Origin of the sequence: Roseburia sp. 831b (assembly GCF_001940165.2) — a bacterium.
Taxonomy (GTDB): domain Bacteria; phylum Bacillota; class Clostridia; order Lachnospirales; family Lachnospiraceae; genus Roseburia.
Window position 1 is genome coordinate 1,785,367 of record NZ_CP135162.1, and the last position, 24,470, is coordinate 1,809,836.

Sequence of the window (24,470 nt, forward strand, 5' to 3'; positions counted from 1 at the left end):
TGCGTTGCTGAAACGCTTCAACATCTACCTTGTAAATGTCACATCCCGATAAACAGCTTATTTATTGTAACATAGCACCAGCGGGAATGCAAGTAATTTTTATAAAATACGGTTCTTTTTCACCATATTGATATATTCGTAATTATTTTTCGTTCTCGCAAACATATTCAAAATATTTTCAACGGCATCATCTGTGCGCATTCCATTGATGGCTTTTCGCATAATATCGACCGCTTCCTGCTCCTGCGCATCCAATAATAAGTCTTCTCTTCTGGTTCCGGATTTTACGATATCGATTGCCGGGAAAACACGTTTTTCCGATAATTTGCGGTCTAAGACAAGCTCCATGTTACCGGTTCCTTTGAACTCTTCGAATACAACATCATCCATTTTGCTTCCGGTGTCAACCAGCGCTGTTGCTAAAATGGTAAGGCTTCCGCCCTCTCTCATGTTACGCGCCGCACCAAAGAAACGCTTTGGCATGTGAAGCGCTGCCGGGTCAAGACCACCGGAAAGCGTTCTTCCGCTTGGTGGAACGGTAAGGTTATAGGCTCTTGCAAGTCTTGTGATACTGTCTAACAGAATCATGACATCTTTCTGATGCTCTACAAGACGTTTTGCACGCTCGATTACCATCTCTGACACTCTCTTATGATGCTCTGGCAGTTCATCAAACGTAGAATAGATTACTTCCACGTTATCTCCCTCGATTGCCTCCTTGATATCCGTAACTTCCTCTGGCCGTTCATCAATCAAAAGGATAATCAGATGCATGCCAGGATTGCTGATTTTTACCGACTTGGCAATCTCTTTTAAAAGGGTTGTCTTACCGGCTTTTGGCTGGGAAACAATCATGCCTCGCTGTCCCTTACCAATTGGAGATACCAGATCGGTAATACGCATTGCAACACTGCATCCCGGATGCTCTAACCGGATTCTCTCATTTGGAAAAATCGGTGTCAAATCTTCAAAATTCTTTCTTTTCTGTGCAACAGAAGGATGAAATCCATTGACGCTTGTCACATATAAAAGTGCAGAAAATTTCTCCTGCTGGGACTTCACTCTGGTATTTCCACTGATAATATCTCCTGTTTTTAAATTGAATTTTCGAATCTGGGAAGGGGAAACATAAACATCATTCTCTCCCGGCAGATAATTCTCACAGCGGATAAAGCCGTATCCGTCCGGCATAACTTCCAAAATACCGTTTGCCATGATGCCGCTGTCCAAGTTATCCTGACCATGCGGATTTGACTGCTGTTCACGTGTCTCCTGGCTGCGAGGATTTGACTGCTGTTCACGTGTCTCCTGGCTGCGAGGATTTGGCTGCTGCTCACGTGTCTCCTGGCTGCGGGAATTTGACTGCTGTTCACGCGTCTCCTGTCCACGATGATTTGCCTTGTGCTCGTGATGTTCCCTTTCCTGTGTGGACTTTTCTTCCTGTCCTGATTTTACTGTCTGCACTTTGGATTCCTTTTCTTTTTCATCCAGTTCCAGCATACGGTCAATTAAATCCGCTTTTTTCATGGAAGAAATCCCTTTTATTCCCCTTGCTTTCGCTAAGTCGCGTAGTACGGTCAAAGAAAGGCTTTCATATTTTTCTCTCATTCAATTTCTCCTTTATCTTAACATTATCCTGGGAATTCTGTCTGAATTGACGAAACGATTTTTCAGTAACGGTTATTATACACCTATTTTTCAAAAATAGAAACCCCTAATTTTCTTGATTTGTTTTTTTAGAAATGGTATCATTACGTTGTTGCATTAAAATAGGAAATAACTAGGAGCGGATATTATGGACATGAAAGAAAAAGCCATCCAGGCACACAAAGAATGGAATGGGAAATTAGAAACTGTTGCAAAATCAAAAGTAAACTCCCGTGAAGACCTTGCAATCGCCTATACACCAGGTGTTGCAGAGCCTTGTAAGATTATTGCAGAAAATAAAGCCGAAGCTTACAACTATACGATAAAGGCAAATACCGTTGCCGTTGTCTCCGACGGAAGTGCCGTACTTGGTCTTGGAAACATCGGACCATACGCTGCCATGCCGGTTATGGAGGGAAAATGTGTTCTTTTCAAGGAATTTGGAAATGTCAATGCAGTTCCAATCTGTCTTGATACCCAGGATACCGAAGAAATCATTGCTACGGTCAAAAATATTGCACCTGCTTTTGGTGGAATTAATCTGGAGGATATTTCAGCACCACGCTGCTTTGAGATTGAGGAACGTCTGAAAAAAATGTTAGACATTCCGGTCTTCCACGACGACCAGCATGGTACCGCCATTGTCGTCCTAACCGGTATTATCAACGGTTTACGCTTGACCGGCAAGAAAAAGGAAGACTGTCAGGTTGTGGTAAACGGTGCCGGTTCCGCCGGTGTTGCCATCACGAAATTGCTTTTAACCTACGGTTTTAAACATGTCATGATGTGTGACCGTGAGGGAATCATTGGAAAAGATTATCCAAACTTAAACTGGATGCAGAAAAAAATGACTGAAGTAACGAACCTTGAGAATCGTAAGGGAACTCTTGCGGACGCTTTAAAAGGTGCTGATATTTTCGTTGGTGTTTCCGCGCCAAACATTGTCACAGCAGAAATGGTTTCTTCCATGAATAAAGATTCCATTCTCTTTGCCATGGCAAATCCTGTTCCAGAGATTATGCCGGATGTCGCAAGAGCCGCTGGTGCAAGAGTGGTCGGTACCGGAAGAAGTGATTTTCCAAATCAGGTAAACAATGTCATCGCCTTCCCTGGTATCTTCAAAGGTGCCTTAGAGGGACATGCTACCCAGATTACCGATGAAATGAAGCTTGCTGCTGCACAGGCACTTGCAGAACTTGTTACCGATGAGCAGCTTTGTGAAGATTTCATTATGCCAGAGGCTTTTGACCCTCGTGTTGCCGAGGTTGTAAGCCAGGCTGTCAAATCTCACATCTAATTGTTTTTATTGTCCTAATATTTTTGATTATATATGAAACAAACACAATTTATGAATGGGAAACGCTACTACTCTTTGGATTCCTATCTTAAGAGTACCTTTGGTGAAAAAGTCTACCGCCTTTCGCTGAACGCCGGAATGACCTGTCCGAACCGGGATGGCTCTCTTGGTGACCGCGGCTGTATTTTTTGCAGTGCCGGCGGAAGCGGTGACTTCGCCGCCTCGAAGTTTCTCTCTATCACAGACCAGATTGAGCAGGCCAAAGAACGACTTCTTGCCAAAACTTCCTGCCGCAAATTTATTGCATACTTTCAGGCATACACGAACACCTATGCACCTGTGCCTTATTTGCGCCGTATTTTTATGGAGGCAATCGAGCATCCCGACATTGTTGCACTATCCATTGCAACACGATGCGATTGTCTTTCCGAAGAAGTGTTAGATCTTTTGGTGGAACTGAATCAAATCAAACCGGTATGGATTGAAATCGGACTTCAGACCATACACGAAAAAACACATCAGCTGATTCGAAGCGGCTTTACGCTGGCTCAATTTGAAGATGCTGTGAATGCTTTGCAGGAGCGAAATATAACTACAATTGTACATTTGATTTTGGGATTACCCGGTGAGACAAAAGAAATGATGCTTGCCTCTTTGGATTACGTCTGCAAGCTCCCAATTTCCGGTCTTAAGCTGCAGCTTTTGCATGTGCTAAAAGGAACGGATTTGGCTGATTACTATGAAGCACATCCTTTTCCTCTTTTTACCTTAGAGGAATATTGTGATTTCATCGTCACCTGTCTTGCACGGATTCCCGAACACATTGTCATTCACCGTCTGACCGGAGACGGCCCAAGGAACTTATTAATTGCACCGCTTTGGAGTACCGATAAAAAGCGTGTGCTAAACACAATTTTGCGGAATCTGAAACTTACAGATACCTGGCAGGGAAAGGATTTGAGTATACATGGCAGAACCATTGACAATTTATAAATTAACCATTTTAAATATGTTAGAAAAAGTTGATTTTCCTTTGACAAATACGCAGATTTCAAACTTCTTTCTAGAACAGGAATATACCGACTACTTCCGCGTCCAGCAGGTAATCGGGGAACTGGTAGATGCCGATTTAATCCGTCCGGAATCCACACACAGCAACACGCAGTATGTACTGACGGACGCCGGCACTCAGACACTCGGCTTTTTCAAGGACAAAATTACAGAGGCTATCGAGCGGGATACCCTTGCATATTTAGAGAAAAATAAGCTGCAGCTGCGAAATGAGAATTCTACTCTCTCAGATTTCTATAAAACCTCAAATCTGGATTATGCAGTCCGTCTTCAGTACCGCCAAAAAGGGGTAAATCTGATTGATTTAACCTTAACTGTAAAAACAAGGGAACAGGCGGAAGCCATCTGTGCGAACTGGAAAAACGCAACTGAGGATGTTTACGGTTACCTGATGGATATTTTGATTAAATAAAAATGTTATCTTCTTTTTTCAGATTTATCATACAAAAAGAACGGAGAATTTATGGGAAAACAAACCTTTAAACCCGGCAACATGCTCTACCCGCTTCCAGCGGTTATGGTAAGCTGCCAGGGAAACGATAAAAAACCAAATATTATTACCGTGGCATGGGCAGGTACTGTCTGTACCAATCCACCAATGTTATCGATTTCCGTGCGCCCGGAGCGTTACTCCTACCACCTGATTGAAGAATCCGGCGAGTTTGTCGTAAACCTGACCACGCAGGATTTAGTGCGCGCTACCGATTTCTGCGGTGTCCGCTCTGGACGTGACCTCGATAAATTTAAGGAGTGTCACTTAACCCCTCTTCCATCAAAGCGCATCAAAGCTCCTGGAATTGCCGAAAGCCCGGTTAACATTGAATGTAAAGTAAGAGAAATAAAACCGCTTGGCAGCCACACCATGTTTCTTGCGGATGTTGTCAATGTCACAATCGACGATACTTATCTGGATGAAAACGGACGGTTCCATTTAAACCAGTCAGGGCTTGTCACCTACTCCCACGGGGAATATTTCCTTCTTGGAAAAAAGCTTGGCACATTTGGTTACAGTGTTGCAAAAAAGAAAACACAGAAAAAGAAACGGACAAAAAGGTAATTTTCCTTTTTGTCCGTTTCTTTTTTGATACGATTTCATCACACAAATTCTATTTTTCCTGTTACAATAGTTTACATTCTTTTAATGCGTTCTCTAACTGTGGTCTGTTTTTCTTTGAAAGATTCGTCAGTGGAAGCCTTACCACGCCCGCATTTTTGCCCAACATATTTAAGGCTGCCTTCACCGGTATTGGGTTCACCTCGCAAAACAGGGCATGAATCAACGGAAGAAATGACAATTGTAGTTGAAGTGCCTTTTCTCTGTCGCCCTCTAAATATTCCATCACCATATCATGGGTCTGCTGCGGTGCTACATTGGACAAAACAGAGATTACTCCGATACCGCCAAGGGAAAGAATCGGAATCACTTCGTCATCATTTCCAGAATAAATATCCAGATATCCTTTGGTCAGGGACGCAAGTTCTGCCACCTGTGAAATATTTCCACTTGCCTCTTTGATTCCAACAATATTTTCGCACTCTTTTCCAAGTCTTGCAGCTGTCTGTGGCATAATATTACATCCGGTTCTAGACGGAACATTGTACATAATAATCGGAAGTTTTGTGGAGGCCGCAATTGCCTTGTAATGCTCATACAAGCCCTCCTGTGTCGCCTTGTTGTAATAAGGTGTTACCACCAAAAGACCATCGACGCCGATTTCTTCTGCTTTTTTGGAAAGTGCAATTGCGTTTCTTGTACAATTACATCCGGTTCCTGCAATGACCGGAATTCTTCCCGCTACTTTTTTTACCACAAATTCCATACAGGAAGTGCGTTCCTCCTCTGTCATGGTCGCCGGTTCTCCGGTTGTTCCACAGACGATAATTGCATCTGTGTGACCTTTTATCTGCTCTTCTACAAGCTCGCCAAGTGCCTCGTAATTTATGCTTTCGTCCTCGTTATAAGGAGTGACCAATGCAACTCCTGCACCTTTAAATATTGCCATCTTTTTTCTCCCTTACTTCTTCTTTCCTAGACGCCTTTATGCTTCCTTACGATATTCTGGATGTTCTTTTAAAATATCTGCAATCAGTTCACGTTCATCCATGTGATGTTTTTCGCCTTTGATTTCCTGGTAATCTTCATGACCTTTTCCTGCTAGGATAATGACATCCCCATCCTTGGCATTTTCCAGACAATATGCGATTGCTTCCTTTCGGTCTGGAATTGTCACATAAGCACCGTCCGCCTTTTTTACTCCAATCAGAATATCCGAAATAATATCCATTGGCTCCTCAAATCTTGGATTATCGGATGTTACCACGGTAAGATCTGCAAGTTTCGAGGAAACCTCTCCCATCTCATAGCGGCGTGATTTTGCACGGTTACCGCCACAGCCAAACAGACAAACCAGACGTTTTGGCTGATACTCTTTTAACGTGGTTAAAAGGCTTTCTAATGCCATTGCATTGTGCGCATAATCAATCATAACCGTATAACGTTTGGAAACCGGTACAATCTCGATTCTTCCCTTTACGCTTACATGGCGCAGTGCCTCTTTCATCTTCTCTTCTTCGACACCAAAGTGACGGCAGATTGCAATGGCAGTCAGTGAGTTATACACACTAAATCTTCCCGGCACATTGATATCCACATCCATATCAAGAAGGCCGCTGATGTGATAATCGACACCTAACACGCCTGGTTTGTGAACCAGTTTCATGTTGCTGGCACGAAGATCTGCTTTTTCACTGTAACCAAAGGTTTCCACCTTACAGGTATGATCGTTTAAAATTCCTTCTAAATGCTCGCTGTCCGCATTTAAAATCCCCTGTCTGCACTGCTGGAATAGCAGGCTCTTACAATGCATGTAATCTGCGAAATCCTTGTGTTCATTTTCACCGATATGATCTGGCTCTAAGTTCGTGAACACACCAAAATCAAAGGTAAAACCGGAAACTCTGTGAAGCATTAAGCCCTGTGAAGAAACCTCCATTACGACCGCCTGTATTCCAGCTTCCACCATCTCATGGAAATATTCCTGAACGGCATAAGATTCTGGTGTCGTATTTTTTGCACTGATATGCTTATCTCCAATGATAATTTCAATGGTTCCAATCAGACCTGTTTTGATTCCAGACGCCTCAAGGATTGATTTTATCATGTAAGTGGTCGTTGTCTTTCCTTTTGTTCCAGTAATTCCAATGGTTTTTAATTTTTCTGCCGGGTGACCGAAATAGGCTGCTGACATGCAAGCTAATGCCAAACGTGTGTTCTCTACCTTAACAACCGTCACATGTTCGTCTACTTTTACATCTTTTTCTACCACGACAACTGCTGCACCTGCTTTTACAACATCCGGGATAAACTCATGCGCATCTCTTACACTACCCGAAATGCATACAAATGCAGAATCCTTTTCCACTTTTCTTGAATCATATACCAGCGTTGAAATCTCGGTATCTGCACTTCCCTGTACAATCTCATATTCCATTCGTTCTAATAACTGACTTAATTTCATCTTTCCACCTCATGCCCGCTTTTGTACATTCCAGATTTCTGCGGGAGTAATTTTTATTCTAAACCTTGTAATGTAATTTCACCTTCGAATACCGTTGTTGCCGAACCTGTCATGAAAATATGATTGGTCTTTTCGTCATACTCGATGGTTAAATCTCCGCCCAATAAGTGAACCAATACTTTGTTATCCGTATAACCATTTAAAATACTTGCCATAACACAGGCGCAAGTTCCCGTTCCGCATGCCCATGTCTCACCGGAACCTCTTTCCCATACTCTCATATTAAGCTCACTTCTGCTGATAATCTGGACAAATTCTGTGTTTGTTCTCTTTGGAAAAACAGCGTGATGTTCAAAGGATGGTCCATATTTTTCAATTTCAAAAGATGCTGTATCATCAATGTATACCACTGCATGTGGATTGCCCATAGAAACACAGGTCATCTTCCATTCCTTTCCACCTGCCTCGATTGGTTCGTTGACAACCGGACTTTTTTCTGCCACAACCGGGATTTCCTTCGCCTCTAAAATCGGCTCTCCCATATCCACACGTACCAAAGATACTTTTCCATCTGAAACTGTAAGATCTAAATATTTAATCCCTGCACCTGTCTCAACGGAAATCTTTGTCTGGTCTGTCAGATGATAATCATACACATACTTTGCAACACAGCGGATACCGTTTCCACACATCTCACCTTCGGAACCATCTGCATTAAACATTCTCATACGAAAATCTGCTACCTTTGATGAACAAATTAAAATCAGTCCATCGGAGCCAATGCCAAAATGGCGGTCACTGACAACCTTTGCAATCTCGTTTGGATTTTTCAGTTCCTTTTTTGTACAGTCCACGTAAACATAATCGTTTCCACATCCGTGCATTTTTGTAAATTTCATCTTTCTTCCCATACCTTTCTTCGTACTGTTTTTCCTCTTTTTACTCTTATATTTCTTAGTATACTCCGCACTTTTTAAAACGAATATGTATTACGTGCTATATATATTGCAAAAAGTGCTGTTTTGTATTATGATAACACTAATCATCCATCTATTATTAGATGGAGCGTTTTATTTGAATGATATTTTTTTAACATAAATATGCGCTGATTTTGCGCGGGAATGGAGTTTTCTATGGCACAATATCAAAAAATCGGATATCTTCACAGTGATTTTAAAATGTTTCATCTTGTGGACACCAACCGGAAGGAATTTTCTTACCACTACCACGATTTTCACAAGATTTTGATTTTCCTAAGTGGGGATGTCACTTACACCATCGAAGGCCGTTCCTATGATTTAAAACCAAATGATATCGTGTTTGTCAATGCAGGGGAGGTGCATCACCCGGCCATTCACAGCAATGCTCCTTACGAGCGTATCATTATCTATGTTTCCCCTGATTTTTTGCACACCTACCAGGACAGCACTTACCATCTTGGTTTCTGCTTTCAGCAGGTGCATAAGGAACAGTCACACGTACTTCGTATCAATTCCTTCCCTGGCAGCAAATTAGATGCTGTCATCAAAGAATTAGACGCCTCCTTACACGATACCGATTACGCAAATGAGCTGCACCACAGCCTCCTTTTTCTAGAGTTTATGGTGCAGCTCAACCGTGCTGCAATTCATGATAATATTCACTATATCAGCAATTCTGCCTCAAACCAGAAAATTCTTGACGTCCTCACCTATGTGAACTCACATCTGACCGAGGAACTTTCCGTCGATTTTCTGGCAAACCGTTTTTTTATCAGCCGTTATCATCTGATGCATACTTTTAAAGAAGAAACCGGCTATACCATTGGCTCGTATCTCTCCACCAAGCGGCTCATCCTTGCAAAAGAACTTATCGCAGACGGAATGCCCATTACCCAGGCATGCTTTGAGTGCGGATTTCAAAATTATTCCACCTTCTCACGTGCCTTTAAGAAACACTTTGGGATGTCTCCTAGAGAATTAGGCTCTCTCCGCTAACGCATTCATAAATACCGGTATCAGCTGTTTCTTTCTTGAGACAACCCCTTTTAAAATGACACCTTTCTCGTCTGGCTCACAGGAAAATGCCTCCTCTACCAGTTTGTCCGCCTCATTGCCGGAATAAATCAGTTTCGTGGACTCTTCCAAAATATCTGTTAGCATCACAAATACCATATTTAAGTTCTTGTCGGCGAGTACCTGTGTCATGTAAGACATCAAATCCTCTCCTACCTTATCTAACTGTGATGCACTCATCGCACTAATCTGTGCAACACCAAAATCGCAGTCTTTGGTATGGAACATCTTAAAATCCTGATAAAAGATTTCCTCTGTCGTTTTGTTCTTGAAATCGCTTCCCGCCTCAAACATCTTTTTCGCATGTTCTTCAATCTGAATATCCGCAATCTTTGCGAGCTCTTCGGCGATGGATTTATCGAGTTCGGTACAGGTTGGCGAACGGAACATTAACGTATCCGATATGATGGCTGACAAAAGCAATCCCGCAATCTTTTTCGGAACCTTTACCTCCTGCTCCTGATACATCTGGTAGATAATGGTCGCCGTACAGCCAAGCGGCTGGTTTCGAAAATAAACCGGTGACACTGTCTCTAAGCTTCCGATTCTATGATGGTCGATAATCTCTAAAATATCTGCCTCTGCGATTCCATCTACCGCCTGTGATTTTTCATTGTGATCCACTAAAATTAACTGTTTCTTTTGCATACTAAGCAAATTACGGCGGGAAATCATTCCGACATAATTGTTATTTTCATCTAAGACCGGGAAGTCTCTGTGACGAATCTTTGACGTTGTCTCCTTAACCTCATCGACTAAATCCTCTAACTGAAATGTAATCAGATCCTTTTTCGTCATAAACTGCTTGATTGGCATACTCTGGTTGATGAGTCGTGCAACGGAAAAGGTATCATACGGAGATGTAATCAGTACACATTTTTTTCCCTCTGCCAGCTCAATCACTTCCTGATCGACCTCAAATCCACAGCCGACAACCAGACAGCTTGCATTGGACTCGATGGCTCGAATCTGTGACTCTTTCCTGTCGCTTAGGATGACAAGATCATCGTCCTCGATAAAATCCACCATAAAATCAGGATTCGATGTTGACACCACTACTTTTCCGTTTCTAAAGTAAGCATGTCCATTTCCGGCAATGACCTTTCCATCCAGTGTATCTGCAATATTTTTGTATTGGGTACGTGCCTGTGACAACACGTGATTGTCGTACACATCCATATAGGAAGTTGCGATATCTTTTGTAACAATCACACCTTCTAACTTGCCCATGCGGTTTGTGATTGGAAGTGTTACAACATCTAAATCTTTCATCAGCTGCCATGCTCTTTTTAAGGAAATATGGTTGCCGATTCCAGGTGTTTTTCGGATTGTGATATCTTTAATCTGCGCTCCTGCATCCGTAATCAGCTCCGGATCTTCTACTTCGAAATAATCCAGAACGTATCGTGTCTCTTCGCTGATATTTCCGGCACGTTTTGCTTCGTATGTCTTCTCTGAATCTGTCTGATTTTTCAGGTAAGCATAAGCAATTGCTGCGCAGATTGAATCTGTGTCCGGATTCTTATGACCTACTACCCAGACTTTTTTATTCTCTAATTCCATGATAATCTCCATTCCTGTTTTTTATTTCTTTCTCTTTGGTAAAGATTAGAAATTAAACACCCCGATGGAATACAAAATATATCCAACTAAAACAACAAAATTTAGGATAGAGAACCAGGATAAGCATTTGACATATCCTTTTACAGAAGTAATCTTCTTGCTTGTCTCATCCACCTGTTCTAATTTTTCCCCATATTCTTTAAATAAATCCTGAATGTTTCGATAACATTTGACATTTTCTGCATGTACCTTCTCGGACAGCTCATTTTTCAAAGAATCTAACTGCTTTCCGGATTCCTCTAACAGATTCTTGATTTCTTCTTCTGTTTCCTGGACTCTTTCATTTGCTTCTTTTGCCTGTCCGCTCAACAGGTTCTTTACCGCCTCAATCTGTTCCGACTGAAATGCCTTACCTGCATCAATCTGCTCCTCTAACGCTTTCTGGTTGGACGCAATCTGTTCTGCTGTCTGCTGTCTGGTCAGTTCCACCTGGCCTTTTACAGCGCTTTCCATCTCGTCTAACTTTACTTTTGCCTGCGCAATCAGTTCACGAATCTGCTTATCAAAATTGTCTACGATACGGTCAGACTCTTCCTGACGCTCTGTCAAAATGTGTTCTAACTCCTGCGCTTTCCCCTCTCTTTCGTCTACCAGTGACTGAAGTTCCTGCACCTTTGTCTCTTTTGATGATAACAACCCCTGAAGCTGTTTTGCTTTTTCTCTGAATTCATCAATCTGATTCAGTAAAAAATCTTCTTTTTCCACTTTTCTATGTATCCTTTCCCGTTCCCTTTTTCGGCGGTCTCTCTGCGTTTTAAATCTCGTAAACAGATCTGCCATCACGCTTCCTCCCTGCAACTTTATAGCTTGCTGCCAGGAAAATGACCTTCCTGACAGCACCACGATTAAACTGCCATACTACCTGCCGTTTTCTCAGAAATACCTAACGACATTTTATCATTATGCGTTTTTTTTGTAAACACCCATTAGAACCGATTCTCTCCTTGAAAAAATTCCTCTAGGCTTTCCGTTTTCTTCTTTCCATCCTCGTAAAAAACAGCTTCTTTTCCTCCCGCAGCCGGATGATAGCGGAAAATGTCCCAATAGCCGCTGCAGACTGCTTTTTTCTCTTCTTCCTGCACATAACGCATTCCCCGCCTGATACCATGACTGATACACGGCGCATAAGCAATCACAAGTGACGGTCCCTGATATTGCTCTGCCTCTGTCAATGCCTTAATACATTGATTCTGGTCTGCGCCCATACAAATCTGCGCCACATAGACATTCTGATAAGTCATCATCATCTGTCCTAGTTTTTTCTTGTTTTGCTTTTTCCCGTTTGATGCAAGACGTGCATATGCGCCCTTTGGCGTCGCCTTCGATGCCTGACCGCCTGTATTGGAGTAAATTTCTGTGTCAAACACCAACACGTTCATATCCTCACCGGATGCAAGGACATGATCCAGCCCTCCAAAACCAATGTCATACGCCCAGCCATCGCCGCCAAAAATCCATTGTGATTTTTTTGACAAATAATCCTTCTGATTTAAAATTGTCTTGATTTCAGTGGATAATTCCCCCGCAGCGCTTATTTCTTCGAATTTTCTTTTTTCCAGCCACGCAATTAGCTCATCCGTCGCCTTCTCATTTTCACTCCCGTTTGAAAACGTTTCCAACCAGTTTTTGATTTCCAAAGACTCCGTCTTTTCCCACATTTGTTCTAGTTGCTTTCGTAACTGTTCCCGAATCTGCTTTTGCGCAAAAAACATTCCGTATCCAAATTCTGCCGCATCCTCAAATAAAGAATTCGCCCATGCAGGTCCCCTTCCATCCTGGTTAAACGTATATGGGGTAGACGGCGACGAATTGCCCCAGATGGAGGAGCAGCCTGTCGCATTGGCTATCAGTAACCGGCTTCCAAAAAGCTGTGTGACCAGTTTGGCATACGGTGTCTCACCACATCCTCCGCACGCACCTGAAAATTCCAACAGCGGCTGTCTGAACTGGGAACCTTTTACCGTCGTTGTACGGAACTTTTTAAAAACTTCCTCCTTTTTTGGAAGCCTGCTTCCATAATCAAAAAACTTCTGCTGCTCACCCGCCTTTTCTGCCTGTTTTAAAAACAACGCTTTTCCTGGTGCCGGGCATACCTCCACACAGTTTGCACAGCCTGTACAGTCCAGTGTGGAAATTACAATTGCATAATGATAACGAGGGAACCCGTTCATTTCCTTTGACGGCATTCCATCCGGTGCCGCGATGACTTCCTCTTCCTCCATCACAACCGGACGAATAACCGCATGTGGACAGACATAAGAACACTGGTTGCACTGAATACACCTCATCACATCCCAGACTGGCACCTCCGACGCCACACCCCTTTTTTCCAATGCAGCTGTTCCAGACGGCGTCATGCCATTCCGATAGGGCAAAAATACAGAAACCGGAAGTTCATCTCCCCTTCGTCTTACAATCTGGCCTTGTATGTGTTCTTTATAAGAAATTATATCTTGTTTTAATTTTTTATTCTCTTTCGTTCTACATGCCGACTTTACAATCAATTTCTGATTTTTGTAACTCTCTGTGTCCGCCCCACATTCCTGTATTACCACTTGCTTCTTTTTCCAGTCTGCCGGAATCTTGACCTCCTCTGCAGCCACAAATCCTCTCTCGACTGCCAAGAGATTCTTCGCAATGACTTCCTCCCCTTTTTTTAAGTAGGACTTTTCCACCGCCTGTCTCATCGCCTCAAGTGCAGTTTCCTTTTGCAGAATGTCCGTAAGTGCGAAAAAGGCTGCCTGCAAAATGGTATTCGTGCGATGCGCCAATCCAAGTTCCTTTGCAATTTGGGCTGCATCTATGATATAGAAGTGTATCTTTTTTTCGACCAAATACTGTTTCACATCCTCTGGAAGCCTTTCTGCTAATTCTTCTTTTTTCCAGGAGCAGTTTAATAAAAAGGTTCCACCTTCTTCTAAGTCTTGCACAATCTCATAACGGCCTAAATAAGCCGGACAGTGACATGCCACAAATTGTGCTCTTTTCACCCCATACTCACTTTTAATTTCGGATGTTCCAAAACGTAGATGGGAAATGGTGACACCGCCGGACTTTTTGGAATCATATTCAAAATAGGCCTGCACATGCAGCTTCGTGTAATCCCCAATGATTTGAATGGTATTTTTGTTTGCGCCAACGGTTCCGTCCGAACCGATTCCCCAAAATTTACAATTCATCTGTCCTTCTATCGGAGCGAATTCCAACTTTTCTTCCTCCAGCGAAAGGTTTGTGACATCATCCCGGATTCCAATCGTAAACCGTCTTTTTGCCCGGTTGTGAAAAACTGACACAATCTGCTCCGGTGTTGTCTCTTTGGAACTTAACCCATATCTTCCAGAAAAAATCTCGACATCCTTGTATGCACTCTCTTGCAGTGCCGTTACGACATCTTCATAAAGCGGCTCCCCGACCGCCCCCGGCTCCTTGGTACGGTCCAGGACCTGAATACACTCTACCGTATCCGGGACTGCTTCTAAGAAATCTGCTTTTGAAAAAGGCCGGTAAAGTCTTACTTTCAGACATCCCACCTTTTCCCCTTTTTCCTGTAAAAAAGGAATTGTCTCCTCAATCGTTTCACATATCGAACCCATTGCAACGATAATTGTAGTTGCATCTCTCGAACCCACATACTCGTATAACCGGTACTGGGTTCCGCATTTTTCGTTTATTTTGGCAAGGCATCCCTTCACCAGCACCGGAAGTTTTTCATAATCCAGATTGGACGCCTCCCTGACCTGAAAAAAGATATCCGGGTTTTGCGCAGCTCCCATTTCTACCGGATGATTTGGATTTAACGCACACTCGCGAAATGCCATAACCTCCTCGACTGGAAATAGCTCCTGTAATTCCTTCTGGCTCCAGCAAGCTATCTTTTGAATCTCGTGAGAAGTCCGAAATCCATCAAAAAAATTTAAAAACGGAATCCGACCTTCTAATGCGCAAAGGTGCGCCACAGGCGCTAGATCCATCACTTCCTGAACTGAATTTTCACAAAAAATAGCAATTCCTGTCTGCCTGCACGCATAAATATCAGAATGATCCCCAAAAATGCTTAATGCATGGGTTGCAATCGTGCGCGCGGCAACATGAACTACCCCTGGGAGATGTTCTCCCGCCATTTTATACAAATCGGGAATCATCAGCAAAAGCCCCTGCGACGCCGTAAAGGTAGTTGCAAGGGCTCCTGCTAATAAGGCACCATGCATTGCACCGGCTGCTCCTGCTTCCGACTGCATTTCCACAACCGCCGGAACACCACCAAGTACATTTTGTTCACCTGCCGCTGCCCATTCCTCCGTCACCTCCGCCATAACCGTCGACGGTGTAATCGGATATACCGGTACTACTTCCGTATAGGCATACGCAACATACGCTGCCGCATGATTACCATCCATTGTTTTTTTGATACGCTCCATTGTTTTCCTCTTTTCTAACTCTTATGTAATACCATTATCTGTTAAAAAAGAGAATTCTATACAAAGCTTTCGTTACATTCTAAAATTCACACGTTCCATCCTCTGCAAATGCATGTCTTCCATGAAAGATTTTTACGTCTCCTCCTAAGATACCAGGAACAACTCACATACAAACACAACCAGACAGCACAAAACGGATACCGGAAAAAGTCCAAGACCACACCACGCTGCAATCACTCCGACCACCAACGCAATCGCTGCTGCAATAGGGCTTTGTGTCGCATCAAGAATTGCCGGGAATGTCATGACCGCCAGTGTCACATAAGGCACATAAAAAAGAAACGATTTCACAAATCTGCTTTTGATCTGTTTTTGAATCAGTGTCAACGGCAAGACACGGATTGCATATGTAACTACAAACATAATTGCAATATAAATAATAACATTACCCTTCATTTGGATTTTCTCCTTCCTTTACCGGAAATAGCGCTGCCGCAAGCGCAGAAATCGACACGGTCAAAAGAATCGTTCTTGTCCCACTTGACAGATTCGAAACAACCGGAAGCTTTGTAAATAAAAAACTAAAGACAAAGCAAATTACAATCAATCCTGCCACCACTTTATTTTTCCGTGCCGGCGGAATAATGATTGCCAGAAACATTCCATACAATGCCACGCTAAACGCACTGACAATACGGACCGGCAAAAGATTTCCTGCCACAACACCAAGCGCTGTTCCAATTGACCAGCATGGCCAGCCAATGCAGACGGCGCCATAGGTATAAAACGGGTTCAAATACCCCGGTCTTGCAATCGTAATTCCAAAAAACTCATCCGTCACAAAATGTGCCATAATAAAACGGTGAATCATCGGTGTGTCTGGTGAAAAACGCTGGCTAAGCGCACAGCTCATCAAAAGATATCTTGCATTTGTAATCAATGTCACAATTGCAATCTCCAGATAAGTTGCACACGCCGCAATCATCGAAAATCCTGCATATTCCCCCGCTGAAGCGGTACACAATGCACTCGCGAAAAATCCCTGCAGCCAGGTCAGTCCCGCATTTTTTGCAGCAATTCCAAGTGAAAACGATACTGCAAAATATCCCAGTCCAATCGGAAGTCCATCCCTCATTCCATTGCGAAAAGCATTTCTGTTTTGTTCCATCATCATCGTTATCTAATCCCATCTATCCTCAATTTTGCCTGCTTTTATCCTGCACAGACAATTCCATTTCTTACCACAACACTTCTATTATACCCCAACCCCACCTCAGTTGAAAATAGCCGTTTACTATAACCAGTTATCATTTATCTCTATAAAGCTTTTGACACCTGAATCAATATAGAAAAAGGCGCCGTACCCAAACGGGTACGACGCCTTTCATTCAAAACTCTTATTTGTATAATTCAACTAATCTTAAAAGATGTTCGTAACGAGCTTTTGCAGCTTCCTCAGATGCAGCAAAGAGTTTTGCAGCTCTTTCTGGGAAGGATCTTGTTAATCTGCTGTAACGTGTCTCATTATTTAAGAAGTCCTGATATGTTCCATCACCTGGCTTAGATGTCAATGTGAATGGGTTCTTTCCTTCTGCTTTTAATTCAGGGTTGAAGGAGAAGAGGTTCCAGTAACCAGCAGCTACTGCTTTCTTCATTTCATCCTGGCAGTGGTTCATACCACCTTTAACACCGTGTAACTCACATGGAGCGTAACCGATGATTAAGGATGGACCATCATAAGCCTCTGCTTCTGCAAGAACTTTAACAGCCTGAGCCATATTAGCACCAAGAGCGATCTGTGCTACGTATACGTAACCATAGCTCATAGCGATCTCAGCAAGGCTCTTCTTACCGATGTCTTTACCAGCTGCAGCGAACTGACAAACTTCACCGATGTTAGAAGCTTTAGATGCCTGACCACCTGTATTAGAGTACATTTCTGTATCGAATACCATAACGTTTACGTTATGTCCGGAAGCAAGTACATGGTCTAATCCACCGAATCCGATATCATAAGCCCATCCGTCACCACCGAAGATCCATACGGATTTCTTAGCAAGGTAATCTTTCTTGTCGAGAGCTGCTTTTGCATCTGGGCATCCAGCTGCTGCTGCTTTCTCTAATTCTGCTACAAGAGCTTCTGTTGCAGGTGTATTTGCTTTTGTATCCTGTTTTGTTTCCATGAACTTAGCGAATGCATCTTTTAACTCAGCGCTTGCTTTGTCAGATGTAGCACATTTCTCAGCACTAGCGATAGCCTGATCACGTAATACTTCCTGACCAATCTGCATACCTAAACCATGCTCAGCGTTATCCTCGAATAAGGAGTTAGCCCAAGCTGGTCCCTTCTTGGAATCTTTGTTTACTGTATATGGTGATGTAGCAGCTGGACCACCCCAGATAGAAGAACATCCGGTAGCGTTAGAGATGTACATATGCTCACCAAATAACTGTGTAATTAAACGAGCGTAAGATGTTTCAGCACATCCTGCACAAGATCCAGAGAACTCAAGTAATGGCTGGTTGAACTGAGAACCTTTTACAGTGTTATCAGCTGGCATACCAGGTTTCTTACCAACGTTTGCTACTAAGTAGTCAAATACTGGCTGTTCTTCTGCCTGAGATTCCTGTGGAACCATTTCGATTGCACCAACTGGACATACAGTGATACATTCACCACATCCCATACAATCTAATGGAGATACACTCATTGTATATTTGTATTCGCTTGCCTTTGGTTTTGTATCAGCAAGTTTTGTATTAGCTGGAGCAGCTTTTACTTCGTCTTCACTTAACATGAATGGACGGATTGTTGCATGTGAACATACAAATGCACACTGGTTACACTGGATACATTTCTCTGCATTCCATGTAGGGACTGTTACAGCTGTACCACGTTTCTCGTATGCAGATGCACCTTGCTCAAACTGTCCGTCTGGGTTGCCCATGAATGCAGATACTGGAAGAGAATCACCATCCATTAAGGAAATTGGGTTCATTAAGTCTTCTACCATCGTAACTGTCTCTGGACGACCTGTTAATTTCTTAGGAGCTGGATCTGCTTCTGGGTTAGACCAGGATGCTGGAACTTCTACTTTATGCACAGCATCTACACCAGCGTCGATAGCTTTGTAGTTCATTTCTACGACTGCATCACCTTTTTTACCGTAAGATTTCTTAGCAGCAGCTTTCATGAAATCAACAGCTTCTTCGATTGGCATAACGTTTGCTAATTTGAAGAATGCAGACTGTAAAATTGTGTTGGTACGTTTACCCATACCAATTTCGATAGCTTTGTCAATAGCGTTGATTGTGTACAACTGAATGTTGTTATCAGCGATATATTTCTTAGCTTCTGCATTTAAGTGATGAGCTAATTCTTCATCAGACCACTGGCAGTTGATCATGAATACTCCGCCTGGTTTAACGTCCTGAACCATCTTGAATCCTTTTGTTACATAAGATGGGTTATGACATGCAACGAAGTCAGCCTGGTTGATGTAGTATGGGCTTCTGATTGGTTTGTCACCAAATCTCAAGTGAGAAATTGTAACACCACCAGTTTTCTTAGAGTCATACTGGAAGTAAGCCTGGATATATTTATCTGTGTGGTCACCGATAATCTTTGTAGAGTTCTTGTTAGCACCTACTGTACCGTCTCCACCAAGTCCCCAGAATTTACATTCTACAGTACCTGCTGCAGCTGTAATAGGAGCTGGTTTTACTTCTGGTAAGCTTAAGTTTGTAACATCATCTACGATACCGATTGTGAAACGTGCTTTTGGAGCATCTTTCTCTAATTCTTTGTATACAGCGAATAAAGATGATGGTGGTGTATCTTTAGAACCTAATCCGTAACGTCCGCCTGTTAATACAATTGTATCAAGACCAGCCTCACGAAGAGTTGTAGCTACGTCTAAGTATAATGGATCACCAAGTGCTCCTGGCTCTTTTGTTCTGTCAAGTACAGCAACTTTCTTAACTGTCTTAGGAAGAACTTTTAAGAATGCTTCTGATACCCATGGACGATATAAACGAACTTTTACTAATCCGACTTTTTCGCCCTTAGCTGTTAAGTAATCGATTACTTCTTCAGCAACGTCGTTAACAGAACCCATAGCAACGATAACGCGCTCTGCATCTTCTGCTCCGTAGTAGTTGAATAAATCGTAATCTGTTCCTAATTTTTCATTGATTTTAGCCATGTATTTGGATACGATAGCTGGTAAGTTATCGTATGCTGTATTACAAGCTTCACGATGCTGGAAGAAAACGTCTCCGTTCTCATGAGAACCACGCATTGCTGGGTGTTCTGGATTTAATGCATGTGCACGGAATGCGTCAACTGCTTCCATATTGCACATTTCTTTCAAATCAGCGTAATCCCATTTTTCGATTTTCTGAATCTCGTGAGATGTACGGAATCCATCGAAGAAGTTGATGAATGGAACTTTTCCTTCGATTGTTGCTAAATGAGCAACTGGGCTTAAGTCCATAACTTCCTGTGGGTTTGTTTCACATAACATAGCGAAACCGGTCTGACGACAGGCATATACGTCACTGTGGTCACCGAAAATATTTAAAGACTGTGTAGCAACGGTACGTGCAGAAACATCAAATACACATGGAAGCTGCTCACCAGCGATTTTATACATATTAGGGATCATTAATAAAAGACCCTGGGATGCTGTAAATGTTGTTGTTAATGCACCTGCAGCAAGAGAACCATGTACGGCACCTGCAGCACCTGCTTCTGATTCCATTTCAACAACCTTAACCTGGTTGCCAAAGATGTTCTCCTGTCCTGCTGCTGACCACTGATCAACAGTATCTGCCATTGGGCTGGATGGAGTAATTGGGTAAATGGCAGCAACATCTGTAAACGCATATGCAACGTGTGCAGCAGCTGTGTTACCGTCCATTGACTGTTTAGCTCTAGACATTAGATTTTCCTCCTTAAATTAAATAAAAAAATATTCTTTTGTCTTGTCGACTTAACTCTAATTTTAGCATTTTATTTCTCGATTGTAAAGGTTTCACACTGTACGAAAACAAGTGCAATTTCAATTATGTGTAACAATTTTCACAGTATTTTACGCATAGATATATTTCTGTTCAAATTCCCTTGCCGTTAACGGTCTGTCAAACAGATATCCCTGCCCATACGTGAAATCACAATTGGTCAAAAATTCTAACTGCTGCTGGTTCTCGATTCCTTCAAAAATAATTTCCTCTTTGGCATATTTGATGAAATGTCCCATGTGAACCACGAAATCACGCTGGCTCTCTAAATCAGCGCGGTCAATAAAGCTCTTATCGATTTTGACCACATCCGCCGGAATCTCAAGCAGCACACTAAGAGAGGAATATCCGGTGCCAAAATCATCAATTGCCACACGAAAGCCGATATCTTTTAATTCTCTCAGACAGGCTTTAAGGCTTTCCACATTGTCGACCAAAATGCTCTCTGTCACTTCTAATTCCACATATTTTGGTTCAATGTCATATTTTCTTATCATGCTTGTCACACGTTCTACGAATTTATTACAATCCCCGCAGAAATGTTTCCCGGAAAAGTTTGTCGAAATCGTAAACAGCTCTCTTCCGCTGTCTTTCCACTTTCTCATATAAATCAAAAGCTGTTCGTAAATATAAAAATCCAGATCCGTGATATAGCCAAACTTCTCCAGGGTAGGAATAAAGCGGATTGGAGGAACCAGTGTTCCATCCGGCTTTCTCCACCTTGCAAGCGCTTCTGCACCGCTTACATGATTCTTTTTCAAATCGAATTTTGGCTGTAAGAACATCTCAAACTCATGATTCTCAAGTGCATCGTAAAACTGGCTGGAAACCTGAAGCTCCTCGTCCCTGTTTTGTCTCATCACCGGTTCATAGACAAGTCCATTTTTCTTATTTTTCTCTTTCGACTGCTTTCTCGCAAGATTTGCATTCTCAATTGCTGTCTCAAGATCCACCAGAATATTTCGGATAAAGTAAATTCCTGTCGCAATGCTCATGCCGCTTGCCGGATAACACTCATTCTGATAATCCTCAAACTTTCTGTTTGCAGCATAAATGTCGGAGATAATCTCGTCCGTATTATCTCCCTCCATCAGAACTGCAAAATAATCAGAATACATCCTGCAGGATGTGACAACACCTTCACTGTTTGACACAATCTGACCAAACTCACATAAAATGCTGTCTCCCACTTCCTGCCCGAAGTTCTCATTGGCATAAGAAAAGTTATTAATATCACACATAATAAGCGCATACGACTTCTTCGGATTGCTTTCTAAAAGCTCCTGTCTGACTTTTCTTCGGAATGCTTCCATATTATAAAGTCCTGTCAGCTTGTCACGGTTCTGTAAATGTTTGATTTCCTTCTGATCTTCCTTAATTTTGTTGCGCAGGGTAACAAAAACAGAGATTACTCTTGTCAATTCCTGAAGCGTCGATATCTCAACCGGCGTCCAGTCCTGTTTTTCCATCTTAGAACCAAAATGGACACATCCGATTCGTTTTCCGGAAAATTCGAACTTGCAGCCGGTAATGCTTTTCATCATCGTATCCGGCATACTGCGTTCCTGGCGTATCATATTCCCCTTGTTCGAACGTACATTCTCTTTATTGGAGGAAACCACTGTAATCTCGCCGATATCCGCCTGTTCAAACGCATCTATCGTTCTCGTATATACCTTTTTCCGATAAGATTCATCCTCAAGTCCCCAGTAGTTTGTCAAAACCATATTGCTTTCTTTTTCTGCATATTCATATACCGTAACCAGGTCGAGCCGGAAACGCTTTGCAATATGCTCTAATAAAACATTCAACGAACCATCCAAATCTCTCGCATGCGTCAATAGGCTAAATGCAAAATGAAGAAACTCTTTATCTGTTTCCAGTCTTCTTTCGTACTCATCCTCTGTCTCAATCCGCTCTTTGCCAAAGGTATTTTCATCGCCGATTACGGCAAACGCATAATTATTTTTCCCGGAGCGCTTGGTACGGTACATCGCGCGGTCAGCTTTTTCAAAGAGAGTTGCAAAGTTTGTTCCGTCCACACCATAAACAGATAAGCCGACACTTAATGTAATAATCCGTTCCACACCGTCACCGCTGTAACGCTTATGTACGATGCGGCATAAGCTTTCCGCCTTTTCATTTGCCTCCTGAATCGTCGTATCTTTCATGAAAACAAGGAATTCGTCTCCACCGACACGTCCTACCAGGTCCACTGCACTGAAATGTGCACGAATCTTTGATGCCACGTCCGAAATCACCGTATCACCGAATGTATGGCCAAATGTATCGTTGATTTTCTTAAAATCATCAATATCAATCAAAAACATGACGTGTGTTCCGGCCGGTTTGGTCTTTAGGAACTCTTCCACCTCATTTTTGGTCGCAACTTTATTCAAAAGATGGGTCAGCGGCTCTTTTTTTAGCTCTTCCGACATGCGTTCTTTGATTTTCTGATCGTTTGTGATGTCATAGGTTCTTCCTATAATACGAATGATAACACCCGTTCCACCCGATATACTATGATAATAGGTTCTGTGCCATACATAGGATGGTTTTTCACCTTCCGGTGCCATATTAAGCCTGTAATCCACAAATCCGGTCACTTCTTTTCCACTTGCGAACTGAATCATGCGCTCAAAGTTATGCCGGTCTTCCTCCTGAATGTCTGCCACAGCATCCTTGTAGGATAAATATTCCTGTCTGTCATCTTTTATTTTTCCAATTTCAAAGTACTTTTGCGGGATACGGAATCTACGGTTTTCAACATCAAAATCGAATGGCAGTTCATCTGCCACCTCCTCTAACATCTTATAGCGCTCGTTTAAAAGACGCAGTTCATCCTCCAGTGCTTTTCTGTCGTTGATATCCCAATCCGTCATAATATAATAAGGCATAGCATCCTTGTAGTAATAAAGCTGGCATTTACACATCACCCAATGATAACTGCCCTTTTTCGTACGAATTCGAATTTCAAATTCACCGGACTGTTTTGCCTTTCTGCACTCTTCCATCGCTTTTAGCAAAATATCTTCATCGGCATCGTAAACCAGCTCTACAAGTGGTGTTTTCTCCTCGATGCTCTGTCGGACGAAATCCCCTGCCGGACGAAAAAACTCATTGTTTGCCGTCTCAATTGTCCAGTCTTTTCCACCTTTTATGACAGCCATTCCAACCGGCATCTCGTGAATCAGGTTGTTTAACTTTTTTCCTTCCTGCTTTGCCTTATCCAGCTCTTTTAAAAGATTTGTCTGGTTCTCTACCATCTCCTCGACGCTGTTACAGGTGCATAACAGATAATGCCCCTTCTCCTCAAAGTCCAGATAGCGGAAATGAAACTGGACATGGTTTGATTTGCCGCCTGCGTGTTTTACCTCATAATGACCGGTAAATGTCAGGTTTGGATTTCGAATCGCACTTTGCATATTCCTTTCCAAAAGACAACGATCTGCCGTATCTACAAAGTCTGCAATCCGATATGCTTTTGTCTCAAATTCTTCCCAGGTAACTCCAAGATTCTGATAAAACACCTCATTTGCATTGTGAAAAAAGAGCATGTCCCAAAGCTCTTTTCCTTCCATCACGCGATAACAGCACATTCCTGCCGGTAACTGTGCTAAAAAATCAGCTTTTTCCAATGGAAACAACTGTTCATCCTTTCTTTCTAACATTCCTTTGCTCCTCACTCTAAGCGCCAACACTCTTTTGGCAGCCAAATTACACTAACTTTTATTATAACAGATTTTCACTTTTTGCCTAGTAAATTTCCATATTCTGTAAAAAATCACTACATTTTTCATTCATCTTTGTTACAGATTGC

16 protein-coding genes are annotated in these 24,470 nt (G+C 42.4%); 5 read left to right on the top strand and 11 right to left on the bottom strand.

Annotated features, from left to right (window positions below; genetic code table 11):
- Positions 1–99 precede the first annotated feature (99 nt).
- Positions 100–1,608, bottom strand: coding sequence for a transcription termination factor Rho (rho, locus tag BIV16_RS08265; protein WP_075681618.1), 1,509 nt, complete (start codon positions 1,606–1,608; stop codon positions 100–102).
- Positions 1,609–1,795: 187 nt separating this feature from the next.
- Here rho and BIV16_RS08270 point away from each other — a divergent pair, with 187 nt between their 5' ends.
- Genes BIV16_RS08270 through BIV16_RS08285 form a run of 4 tightly spaced genes read left to right on the top strand, consistent with a single transcriptional unit; the run spans position 1,796 to position 5,072 of the window.
- Complete coding sequence (locus BIV16_RS08270) at positions 1,796–2,944, top strand: NAD(P)-dependent malic enzyme (RefSeq protein ID WP_075681620.1); 1,149 nt, start codon at positions 1,796–1,798, stop codon at positions 2,942–2,944.
- 33 nt (positions 2,945–2,977) lie between these two features.
- Positions 2,978–3,937: a TIGR01212 family radical SAM protein gene (locus BIV16_RS08275; protein WP_242940406.1), complete on the top strand. Its 960-nt coding sequence runs from the start codon at positions 2,978–2,980 to the stop codon at positions 3,935–3,937.
- A complete protein-coding gene (locus tag BIV16_RS08280) occupies positions 3,912–4,427 on the top strand; it encodes a DUF4364 family protein (RefSeq protein ID WP_075681624.1) in 516 nt (171 codons plus the stop codon). Before BIV16_RS08275 ends, BIV16_RS08280 begins: the two co-directional genes overlap by 26 nt.
- Before the next feature lie 51 nt (positions 4,428–4,478).
- Complete coding sequence (locus BIV16_RS08285; protein WP_075681626.1) at positions 4,479–5,072, top strand: flavin reductase family protein; 594 nt, start codon at positions 4,479–4,481, stop codon at positions 5,070–5,072.
- Positions 5,073–5,133: 61 nt separating this feature from the next.
- On the opposite strand, the gene dapA is transcribed toward BIV16_RS08285, so the two are convergent.
- The 3 genes from dapA to dapF are packed head-to-tail and all read right to left on the bottom strand — an operon-like array spanning position 5,134 to position 8,432.
- On the bottom strand, positions 5,134–6,018 hold the full coding sequence (gene dapA, locus BIV16_RS08290; RefSeq protein WP_075681628.1) for a 4-hydroxy-tetrahydrodipicolinate synthase: 885 nt from the start codon (positions 6,016–6,018) through the stop codon (positions 5,134–5,136).
- A gap of 36 nt (positions 6,019–6,054) precedes the next feature.
- Positions 6,055–7,533: a UDP-N-acetylmuramoyl-L-alanyl-D-glutamate--2,6-diaminopimelate ligase gene (locus BIV16_RS08295; RefSeq protein ID WP_075681630.1), complete on the bottom strand. Its 1,479-nt coding sequence runs from the start codon at positions 7,531–7,533 to the stop codon at positions 6,055–6,057.
- 53 nt (positions 7,534–7,586) lie between these two features.
- Positions 7,587–8,432 carry a diaminopimelate epimerase gene (dapF, locus tag BIV16_RS08300; RefSeq protein WP_075681671.1) on the bottom strand — a complete coding sequence of 282 codons (846 nt, stop codon included), beginning with the start codon at positions 8,430–8,432 and terminating at the stop codon, positions 7,587–7,589.
- A gap of 234 nt (positions 8,433–8,666) precedes the next feature.
- Here dapF and BIV16_RS08305 point away from each other — a divergent pair, with 234 nt between their 5' ends.
- Positions 8,667–9,509: an AraC family transcriptional regulator gene (locus BIV16_RS08305; RefSeq protein ID WP_075681632.1), complete on the top strand. Its 843-nt coding sequence runs from the start codon at positions 8,667–8,669 to the stop codon at positions 9,507–9,509.
- On the opposite strand, the gene BIV16_RS08310 is transcribed toward BIV16_RS08305, so the two are convergent.
- From BIV16_RS08310 to BIV16_RS08340, 7 genes are all read right to left on the bottom strand, one after another.
- On the bottom strand, positions 9,492–11,150 hold the full coding sequence (locus BIV16_RS08310) for a putative manganese-dependent inorganic diphosphatase (RefSeq protein WP_075681634.1): 1,659 nt from the start codon (positions 11,148–11,150) through the stop codon (positions 9,492–9,494). The genes BIV16_RS08305 and BIV16_RS08310 overlap by 18 nt on opposite strands.
- A 45-nt stretch (positions 11,151–11,195) precedes the next feature.
- Positions 11,196–11,990, bottom strand: a complete 795-nt coding sequence (locus tag BIV16_RS08315; RefSeq protein WP_075681636.1) for a hypothetical protein — start codon at positions 11,988–11,990, stop codon at positions 11,196–11,198.
- 146 nt (positions 11,991–12,136) lie between these two features.
- Positions 12,137–15,628, bottom strand: coding sequence for a pyruvate:ferredoxin (flavodoxin) oxidoreductase (nifJ, locus tag BIV16_RS08320; protein WP_083625295.1), 3,492 nt, complete (start codon positions 15,626–15,628; stop codon positions 12,137–12,139).
- A 144-nt stretch (positions 15,629–15,772) separates the two neighbouring features.
- A complete protein-coding gene (locus BIV16_RS08325) occupies positions 15,773–16,084 on the bottom strand; it encodes an AzlD domain-containing protein (RefSeq protein ID WP_075681638.1) in 312 nt (103 codons plus the stop codon).
- Positions 16,074–16,796, bottom strand: a complete 723-nt coding sequence (locus tag BIV16_RS08330; protein WP_334309952.1) for an AzlC family ABC transporter permease — start codon at positions 16,794–16,796, stop codon at positions 16,074–16,076. Before BIV16_RS08330 ends, BIV16_RS08325 begins: the two co-directional genes overlap by 11 nt.
- A gap of 229 nt (positions 16,797–17,025) precedes the next feature.
- Entirely contained in the window at positions 17,026–20,571 is a 3,546-nt protein-coding gene (gene nifJ / locus BIV16_RS08335) for a pyruvate:ferredoxin (flavodoxin) oxidoreductase (RefSeq protein WP_075681642.1), read from the bottom strand.
- 150 nt (positions 20,572–20,721) lie between these two features.
- A complete protein-coding gene (locus tag BIV16_RS08340; RefSeq protein ID WP_083625297.1) occupies positions 20,722–24,321 on the bottom strand; it encodes a bifunctional diguanylate cyclase/phosphodiesterase in 3,600 nt (1,199 codons plus the stop codon).
- Positions 24,322–24,470 lie beyond the last annotated feature (149 nt).

Excerpts from the sequence above, each read along its gene's own strand:
- BIV16_RS08310 (WP_075681634.1), bottom strand. The coding sequence starts at position 11,150 with ATGGAATTAGAGAATAAAAAAGTCTGGGTAGTAGGTCATAAGAATCCG.
- BIV16_RS08270 (WP_075681620.1), top strand. The coding sequence starts at position 1,796 with ATGGACATGAAAGAAAAAGCCATCCAGGCACACAAAGAATGGAATGGG.
- BIV16_RS08330 (WP_334309952.1), bottom strand. The coding sequence starts at position 16,796 with ATGGAACAAAACAGAAATGCTTTTCGCAATGGAATGAGGGATGGACTT.
- BIV16_RS08295 (WP_075681630.1), bottom strand. The coding sequence starts at position 7,533 with ATGAAATTAAGTCAGTTATTAGAACGAATGGAATATGAGATTGTACAG.
- rho (WP_075681618.1), bottom strand. The coding sequence starts at position 1,608 with ATGAGAGAAAAATATGAAAGCCTTTCTTTGACCGTACTACGCGACTTA.
- BIV16_RS08325 (WP_075681638.1), bottom strand. The coding sequence starts at position 16,084 with ATGAAGGGTAATGTTATTATTTATATTGCAATTATGTTTGTAGTTACA.
- dapA (WP_075681628.1), bottom strand. The coding sequence starts at position 6,018 with ATGGCAATATTTAAAGGTGCAGGAGTTGCATTGGTCACTCCTTATAAC.
- BIV16_RS08280 (WP_075681624.1), top strand. The coding sequence starts at position 3,912 with ATGGCAGAACCATTGACAATTTATAAATTAACCATTTTAAATATGTTA.
- BIV16_RS08340 (WP_083625297.1), bottom strand. The coding sequence starts at position 24,321 with ATGTTAGAAAGAAAGGATGAACAGTTGTTTCCATTGGAAAAAGCTGAT.
- nifJ (WP_075681642.1), bottom strand. The coding sequence starts at position 20,571 with ATGTCTAGAGCTAAACAGTCAATGGACGGTAACACAGCTGCTGCACAC.
- BIV16_RS08285 (WP_075681626.1), top strand. The coding sequence starts at position 4,479 with ATGGGAAAACAAACCTTTAAACCCGGCAACATGCTCTACCCGCTTCCA.
- dapF (WP_075681671.1), bottom strand. The coding sequence starts at position 8,432 with ATGAAATTTACAAAAATGCACGGATGTGGAAACGATTATGTTTACGTG.
- BIV16_RS08305 (WP_075681632.1), top strand. The coding sequence starts at position 8,667 with ATGGCACAATATCAAAAAATCGGATATCTTCACAGTGATTTTAAAATG.
- BIV16_RS08275 (WP_242940406.1), top strand. The coding sequence starts at position 2,978 with ATGAAACAAACACAATTTATGAATGGGAAACGCTACTACTCTTTGGAT.
- BIV16_RS08315 (WP_075681636.1), bottom strand. The coding sequence starts at position 11,990 with ATGGCAGATCTGTTTACGAGATTTAAAACGCAGAGAGACCGCCGAAAA.
- nifJ (WP_083625295.1), bottom strand. The coding sequence starts at position 15,628 with ATGGAGCGTATCAAAAAAACAATGGATGGTAATCATGCGGCAGCGTAT.